Genomic DNA, 7,838 nt, shown 5'->3' on the forward strand with positions numbered 1-7,838 from the left:
TTACTGCTGTCTCACCGACAAGCGGTCGATCGTTACATGTCGGCTTCGGCAGCGGCAATGGCGAACGGTCATGACCGAACCGCGCGGGTGGGTGAAAGCACCCGCATCAAGAGAACGGGGCAGGCATTCGTATGGCGGATCAACAGCATTCCACAGCGGCCGGCGCCAGCGCGGGCAAGCCGGGTGACGGGCCAACGGCAACGGAAAGCCATGAAATGGATCCCCAGGTCAACGCCTACGCCATGGACCGGCTGTCACAGGCATTCGAGAACAGTGCGCGTCGATGGGAACTGATTGTCTACCCGTCGCTGTTCGCGTTCATCATCCTGGCGGCCTACGGATTCTATCTGGTGTTCAGCCTGGCCAAGGACGTGCACTACCTGGCCATCAGCGTGGACTCCAACATGACCGTGATGGCCAGCAACATGCAGGCCATGTCGGACAATATGGGCCAGATGAGTTCCAACGTGCGGACCATGGCCGTGAGCGTGGATTCCATGGCGCGCGACGTCAGCACCCTTGAGCCGATGCTGACCTCGCTGGAGACCATGGAGCAATCGATGCAGGCCATGACCTTCACCACCGCCAACATGCGGGACGATCTGGGCAGCATGAACCGCAGCATCGGTCGGCCGATGCATTTCATTAATGCCTTCATGCCCTGGTAGGCCGGTCCCCGGCCGGTTCCGCGCCTGCCGATCGGCACAACGCCCGCGACCCCTGTCACTGCCTGACTGATGGGAGCCCCAGCCCCCATCGGCGGCCCCACAGCCGCGCCTGACCACGCCGGTGCCGACAGCAGCGATGCCGCGCTTGGCGAGATCCGCCTGGTCATCGCCATCTCGTCGCGGGCCCTGTTCGATCTGAGCGAATCGCACCATGTGTTCGTCGAGGAGGGCGTCGATGCCTATCACGCCTACCAGGTCGAGCACGAGAACGACGTGCTCGAGCCCGGGGTCGCCTTCCGGCTGACCCGCAAGCTGCTGGCGCTGAACGACCAACTGGGCGAGCGGGGACGGGTGGATGTGATCCTGCTGTCGCGCAACAGCTCGGATACCGGGCTGCGGGTGTTCAATTCCATCCGCCATCACGACCTGGACATCACCCGAGCCGCGTTCACCGGCGGCTCCAGTCCCTACCGTTATGTCAGCGCGTTCGGCGCTCATCTGTTCCTGTCGTCCGATCCCAGCGATGTGCGCCAGGCCCTGGCCGCCGGCTGCGCTGCCGCCGCCATCCTGCCGACGCGGCCGGTTCTGGAGACCGCCGGCGCCGAGCCGCAATTGCGCATCGCCTTCGACGGCGACGCGGTGCTGTTCTCGGACGAGGCGGAGCGGGTCTATCGCCGCGACGGGCTCGACGCCTTCAATGCCACCGAACTCGCCGCCGCGGCAGTGCCCTTGTCCGATGGCCCGTTCAAGGGTTTTCTGCTGGCCCTGCAGCGCATACAGGCGCTATTTCCCGCCAATGCATCGCCGTTGCGCACGGCACTGATCACCGCCCGCGGCGCGCCGTCCCACGAGCGGGTCATCCGTACCCTGCGGGCCTGGAACATCCGCATCGACGAGGCGCTGTTCCTGGGTGGTCTGAGCAAGGGACCCTTTCTCAAGGCCTTTGCCGCGGACATCTTCTTCGATGACCAGGAGCGCCACTGCCAGGACGCCAGCGGCCTGGTAGCCACCGGCCATGTCCCCCATGGCGTGGCAAACGGGGGTTGAGTAGGGGGCGACGCCCAACCCGCGAGGCCGAGGTTGTTGTCAGGCAAGGGTTCGGTCAGCCCACCGGCATCTTGCCGTTCTCGCCGGGGAGTTCCCGCACCAGACGCGGCAGCAGATAACCCGGCAACCGGCCGCGCAAGGCCTGCAGCAGTTCCAGTGCCTCTGTGTCGCCGACCTCGAAATGGGCGCTGCCCGCGACCCGGTCCAGCTGGTGCAGATAGCAGGGGATCACGCGTAGCGCGAACAGCCGCTCACTGAGCGCCGCCAGGGCCTGCAGGTCGGCATTGACCCCGCGCAGCAGCACGCTCTGGTTGAACAGCGGGATCCCGGCAGCCGCCAGACGGCTCAGCGCAGCGGCCGCCTCCGGCCCCAGTTCCGCCGCATGATTGGCGTGCAGCATCACCACCGCGTCCAGGCGGCTGTCGGCCAGCCGTCGCACCAGGTCCGTGGTGATCCGGCTGGGCAGCAGCACCGGGATGCGGCTGTGCAGGCGCAGGCGGCGCAGGTGAGGAATGGCCTCCAGGCGCGTGATCAGCGCATCCAGGGCGGCGTCGTCCAGCAGCAGCGGGTCACCGCCGCTGAGAATGACCTCGTTGATGTCCTGCGCATCGGCCAGGGTCCGCAGTGCGGCGTTCAGCCGCTGCGCGGCAGGGGCCAGTCCAGAGTCGGATCCAGCGCCAGCTACAAAGCCCAATGCCGAGCCTTTTGCCGGGTCCAGCCCCGCGCCCATTGCCGCGTACGGAAAGTGCCGGCGGAAGCAGTACCGGCAATGCACGGCGCAGGCCCCGGTCACCAGCAGCAGTGCGCGGCCGGCATACTTCTGCAACAGCCCGGGGGTGCGTTCCGCATCGATATCGCCCACCGGGTCGGTCACGAAACCCGGTACAGTCTTCCGTTCCGCGGCCAGGGGCAGGACCTGCCGCAGGAGCGGATCGTGCGGATCGCCCCGGCGCATCAGCGCCACGAATCCACGGGGCACCAGCGTGGCGAATTCAAGCCCCGCAGCGACGGGCTGCGGCAGGTCCCCGGGATCCAGGTCCAGCAGCCGCAGCAACTCGTCCGCACTACGGATGGCCTGCGCCAGTTCCTGCTGCCACCGGGGGCGAACATCGCCCGATGGGCGGGTCCGGAACGGCCCCTGCTGGTGGGCTTGGCAATCCGCTGGGTGGGTCATCCGGACACCTGTTTCAGCCTGGCGGCATAGGCAGCCGCGACCAGGGAGCCGAGGCCCAGGACCAGGATCACGAAGGCGGCGTCATAGAGGTCCGCAAGGATGCCCACCAGCCCACCGAGCAGCATCGCGATGCCGATCACGGTATTGCTGACGGCGACCATGGCCGCGCGGGTGTCGCTGGTCGCCATGTCCACCAGGTAGACCTTGCGGCCCAGACGCACCCCGGCGTGGGCGACATTGAGCAGCAGGAACAGTACCGCGAACACCGCGGGGCTCGACAGCAATGCCCCGTCCCAGCGCGCCATGGCCCAGGTCAGCACGCCCAGCCCACCTGACCCGGCCGCCGCCAGCACCATCACCAGCCGTGACGAGCGGTCGCTGAGCCGACCCCAGACGGGCGCGCTGAGGCTGCTGGCCAGGCCACTGGCGATGATCAGCAGCCCCAGCCCGGCCAACGCGCCGTCGCTGCCCTGTTGCAGCAGCAACACGTAGAACGGCGGCGCCAGGGCCACGCTGAGCAGCGCCACCCGCACCAGCACGAAGCGGCGAAACGCGGCATCGGTGCGCAGCAAACCGATACTGGCAAGGGCCGTGTCCAGGGCATTGCCGCCGCCTTCGGTGGCGCCCGGCTGCTCCCGGATCTGCCGGAACACCAGCGCGGACAGCGCGAACAGCAGACCGGCGGCGCCCAGCAACAGCACGAACACCGCCACGCCCTGCGCCGCGTTGCCCAAAAACTGCAGCAACAGCCCCAGCGCCAGGGTCACGGCACCGGCGATGCCAGCGGACAGCCCCATCAGATTGCCTCGCCGGGCCTTGGAGACGGTCTTGCCCAGCACATCCTTGGCGGATACGGAACAGAGCCCCCGCGACAGGCTGAACACCACCAGCAGCGCAACGATGCTCCAGCCCGCGGCGGCGCCGTCCAGGGTACCCGCCGCCAGGGCCATGAGCGCCAGCGTGACGGCGGACAGCAATGCCCCCCAGATCCACACCGGCGCGCGCAACGGCATACGACGCACATAGGCGGCCACCGCCAGTTGCGGCAGCAGGACGCCAGCCTCGCGGATGGGTACCAGCAACCCGATGAGCACCGCCGGCGCGCCCAGGGCACCCAGCAGCCAGGGCAGGATGAGCTTGGCGCTGCAGAGTTCGTCCGCGACCTTGGTCAGCAGGTTGGCGCCCAGATAGGCAAAGAAGTTGCGCGGCTGATCCTTGCAGGACGCCGCCGGGATGTCCTTGCAGACTCGGGCGTCTTCATCGCCGGTGGCCAGGTCGTACAGGCTGTCGATACGCGTGCGGGAGCTGGCTCCTGAGCCGACTCCAGAACGGGCGTTCGCGCTGGCGGGGGTGGTCTTGGTCATGCGTCGATGCGCTGCGCTGCGGACGCCAGCAGGGCGCCGATACCGGGTTGCCGCCAGTCCAGCGGCGTCGGACTGAAGAAGGCCTTTTCCAGCAGGTGGATATGGTCCCGCAGGGGCGGCTCGACGCGCAGGGCCAGCTGCGCCAGATTGCCCGGCACCTGACGTGGCCAGACCTCCGCCGCCCAGGTGAGCAGCGCCGTGCGTGCGGCGCCGGCTTCGCCGCTGGCGTAGGCGCGCTCCACCGCGGCGATGGCCTCGGTGATGCCCGCGGATGGGGCGGACCCGGCGGCGGGCGCGATCTTCGCGGCCGTGCGTGTTGCCGTATCGGCCATGCGGCCGTCATCGTCGGCAGCGCCCGCCATCAGGGGCGATGCCTGGTCCTGGCGCAGGCGTTGCCGACGCTGCCACCACCCGCCGATGATTGCGAGCACCAGCACCGATACTGCCGCCGGTAGCCAGAGCCAGTACCAGCGATCGGGCGCCTCGCCCGGAGCCTGCTCCAGAGCCGGTTCCGGATCCCCGGTCGAGCCCGCACCCGACGGGCGCTCCGCCGCCGTATGCCCCGCGCCGTCCTCCCAGGACGGCACCGGCGGGGCGGTGCTGGACCGATAGGCGGCGACGGTGAGGGTCACATCCGGCAGCGTCGCCCGGGCCGGGCGTTGCTGCTGCGTGTCCCACCAGTCGATGATGGGGCCCTTGAGGGTGAACACGCCGGGCTCCGGGGCGGTGATCCGTATCCGTTCGCTGCGGTAACCGATCACGCCATCCGGCGTGCGTTCGTTCCACAGGCGGGGTGGCTCATCCTGACGGCGAAGCTGAAACGGAATGGCCAGCGGGATGGGCGGGATGTCCTCCGCCATCAGCCCGTCGGCGCGCACGGTGATCAGGCGCTCGAGCGGCTGTCCCGGCGCGACGCGTACCTCGCTCGGCCCCGCCTCGGAAAGGGAGAATCCGCGGGCCGGTCGCCAGTCGTCGGCGGCGATGCCATCGGGAATGGGCGCCACCACAAGCCGCAAGGGCGCTGAACGCACCGGTCGCGGACCATCGGTTGCCGCCGTCCAGTGGTCGAAGCGCAGGGCGGGGATGTCCAGTGATCCGGATTCGCTCGGGAACACCGAGAAGCGGTGTTCGTGGATCCATATCGGCCCGTCGGCGGTCTGTTCCAGGCGCCGCTCATCGCCCAGGGGCAGCACGCGGGCACCGGCGATGGCCGGCGGCAGCAGCCGTCCGGTTGCTGCTCCGTCTTCGGCGCGGATCCGGACCTCCAGCACCGCTTGCGCGCCCAGGCGGACCTGTTCCGGCACGATGCGGGCGGAGAGGGTGACGGCGGGCGATGGCGCTGTGTCTGCGGCTGCCCTGTCCAGCGCGCCGGGCATGGTGGTTTGGGCGGTGGCGGTGGGCGGTGCCTTTTCATCGAGCGGTGCCGGCGTCCCGCCCTGCGACGAGACTGATGTGCCTAAGGGTGCCGGAGGCGCCGTCGGGTCTGGCGACGCATCCGCGGCCACCTCGGAGACGACCAGGGTCAGTGGTGCGGTGCGCTGCTGCCCGATCCGGATCGCTGGCAGCTGCAGGGTGCCGCTGTTCAGCGGCAGCAGCATCAGCCGCAGCGTGCGTTCTGTACGGCGTTTACCGTTGATCTCCTCCACGGTCTGGCTGGAAGCGCGGGAGAGGATACGAAAGTCTTGTTGCAGGGGCACCAGATCCGGCACCGAGGCGTCCTCTGGCCCGGTCTGGCGCAGCAGCAGGGTCACCGGCTGGCCGACAGCGATACGCTGCGCCGACAATTCGGCGCTGACGGTGTGTTGGGCATGGACCCCCGCAGGTATCAGCAGCGACAGCAGCAACGGGTACATCAGCCATGATGCGCCCCAGCGGCCACGGACCGCCCCGGTGATCGACCACCGTGAACGAGACCGCGGGTCAGGTGCCCGCGGCGCCTGTGACTGGTCTGGGCGCGTCGTCATCGCAGCGGTGTCATTGCTGGGCCGTCGTTGCGGGCCGGACGCGTCGGACCGGCGTCGCGGGCCCTGTTTCCCGGGGTGGCCCTCACTGGTCAAGGGTCTCGGCTGACGCGGGGGACAGCGGTCGGCCCATGGTGTCGCGGTAGATGTCCGCGTAGGGGGCAAGGCTGCGGTAGACATGCGCCGGCACGATGCGACGCTCGAAGCGGCCGAACTGGCTGCGCACATGGTGCAGGTTGCGCAGCAGTTTCATCTCGATGATGGCGCGGGCAAATTCCAGCCCCCGCGGGCCGCGATGGCGTTGCAGCCAGGCGACCAGCCGACGCACCGGCTTCGGCGGTTTCGCCGGCGGCTGGTCCAGCATGCCGATGTAGCGCGGCATGCCGCGGTTGCGATCGCCGCCGCTGGTCAGCTGACCCATCTCCAGTTCGGGCTGCAGCAGCTCGAACAGGGCCCGGCCGCGCTGATTACGCACCAGCACCCACTGCCAGCCCAGCTCGGCGCCCATGTAGCCGATGGTGATGTCGGCCAGGCTGTTGGGGTAGTCGAAGCAGGACAGGCAGGCGGACGGGAAGATGCCCTCCAGCCGATCCATGGGGAAGTCGATGAAGTTCAGGCGCTCTTTACTGCCGTCCTCATGGCGCATGTGCAGGCTGTAGTCCTGCATGAACTCGTAGTGCACGATGGTCTGCGGGGAGCGCGAGACCTGGTCCAGGAAATAGGTCAGGTCCGGGTAGGTGACATTGTCCGAGCAGGGGATGCCAATGATGTCCAGCCGTTCCAGGCCAAGCTGCGCTTCCACCGCGCGCAACATGTGCACCTGGCAACTGGTGGCGATGACGGCGAGCCGCTTGATGCCGGCCTCGCGCACCTGATCCAGCAGGGCCAGGTTGGGCGAAAGGCATGGCTTGTTGCCGGCGCTGTCGCGCACCGCCTGGGGCGTGCGCGCCAGTACCGGCTGCGGCGCGAAGCGGGTGCCCGGCATCGCCGCCGCGGTGATCACCGCCTCCACGGCGCCGGTCTCCAGCAGCCGCGCACCCAGGGTGGTGACCATGCCCGACCACTGCGCCCCCGGAGGCGGCGTGCGCATGCGTGCCGCGTGCATCTGCTCGAACACGCCGAAGCGCAGCTCGTCGCCGTCGCGCCGCTGGCGACCGAAGACGCGCTGTTCCAGTTCTTCCGTGCGATTGCGCACGAAGACACAGGCCCGGGCCATTTCCGGCTTGAGCTGGCTGTCACACAGACCGCAGTCGCTGCACAGTTTGGGCCGGCCGGCCAGACGCGCGTCCTTGCTCAACAGCGTCGTGTGGCGCAGGCCCTTGCCCGGACCATCGCTGCCGATGAGCTCCGCAGGGAGATCGTCGCCGTCGAAGGCGGTGCTGGGGGTGAAGGAGGCGGGTGTCGACATGCGTGGAATCCGGTGTGCTGGTCTGGTTCGATACGGGTGGCGCAAGCCCCGAAAGGCTACCCCCCCGGCGAGCCCCGTTCAAGCGCCCCCGATCCAGAGATCAATTCACACCCCGATCCAGAGGCAGTGTGTTTGTACTAAGGCACGATTCAGAAATAACCTACACGGATGCACGGTAGGGCGGATAAGCGAAGCGCATCCGCCACAGGCCACAAC

6 protein-coding genes are annotated in these 7,838 nt (G+C 68.6%); 2 read left to right on the forward strand and 4 right to left on the reverse strand.

Going from position 1 to position 7,838, the window contains the following annotated elements:
- Positions 1-215 precede the first annotated feature (215 nt).
- Both F2Q65_RS12075 and F2Q65_RS12080 read left to right on the forward strand, forming a co-directional pair.
- Entirely contained in the window at positions 216-668 is a 453-nt protein-coding gene (locus F2Q65_RS12075) for a hypothetical protein (RefSeq protein WP_246156178.1), read from the forward strand.
- 69 nt (positions 669-737) lie between these two features.
- On the forward strand, positions 738-1,715 hold the full coding sequence (locus F2Q65_RS12080) for a 5'-nucleotidase (RefSeq protein WP_150093672.1): 978 nt from the start codon (positions 738-740) through the stop codon (positions 1,713-1,715).
- A gap of 55 nt (positions 1,716-1,770) precedes the next feature.
- Here F2Q65_RS12080 and F2Q65_RS12085 read toward each other — a convergent pair whose 3' ends face one another.
- The 4 genes from F2Q65_RS12085 to F2Q65_RS12100 form a co-directional block, all read right to left on the reverse strand.
- Positions 1,771-2,889, reverse strand: coding sequence for a radical SAM protein (locus F2Q65_RS12085; RefSeq protein WP_150093673.1), 1,119 nt, complete (start codon positions 2,887-2,889; stop codon positions 1,771-1,773).
- Positions 2,886-4,253, reverse strand: coding sequence for an MFS transporter (locus F2Q65_RS12090; RefSeq protein WP_246156179.1), 1,368 nt, complete (start codon positions 4,251-4,253; stop codon positions 2,886-2,888). The genes F2Q65_RS12085 and F2Q65_RS12090 overlap by 4 nt, the downstream gene beginning before the upstream one ends.
- On the reverse strand, positions 4,250-6,106 hold the full coding sequence (locus F2Q65_RS12095) for a BatD family protein (protein WP_170265670.1): 1,857 nt from the start codon (positions 6,104-6,106) through the stop codon (positions 4,250-4,252). The genes F2Q65_RS12090 and F2Q65_RS12095 overlap by 4 nt, the downstream gene beginning before the upstream one ends.
- Positions 6,107-6,299: 193 nt before the next feature.
- Positions 6,300-7,622, reverse strand: coding sequence for a Coenzyme F420 hydrogenase/dehydrogenase, beta subunit C-terminal domain (locus F2Q65_RS12100; protein ID WP_150093675.1), 1,323 nt, complete (start codon positions 7,620-7,622; stop codon positions 6,300-6,302).
- Between the last annotated feature and the right edge of the window lie 216 nt (positions 7,623-7,838).

Origin of the sequence: Thiohalocapsa marina, assembly GCF_008632335.1 — a bacterium.
Classification (GTDB): domain Bacteria; phylum Pseudomonadota; class Gammaproteobacteria; order Chromatiales; family Chromatiaceae; genus Thiohalocapsa; species Thiohalocapsa marina.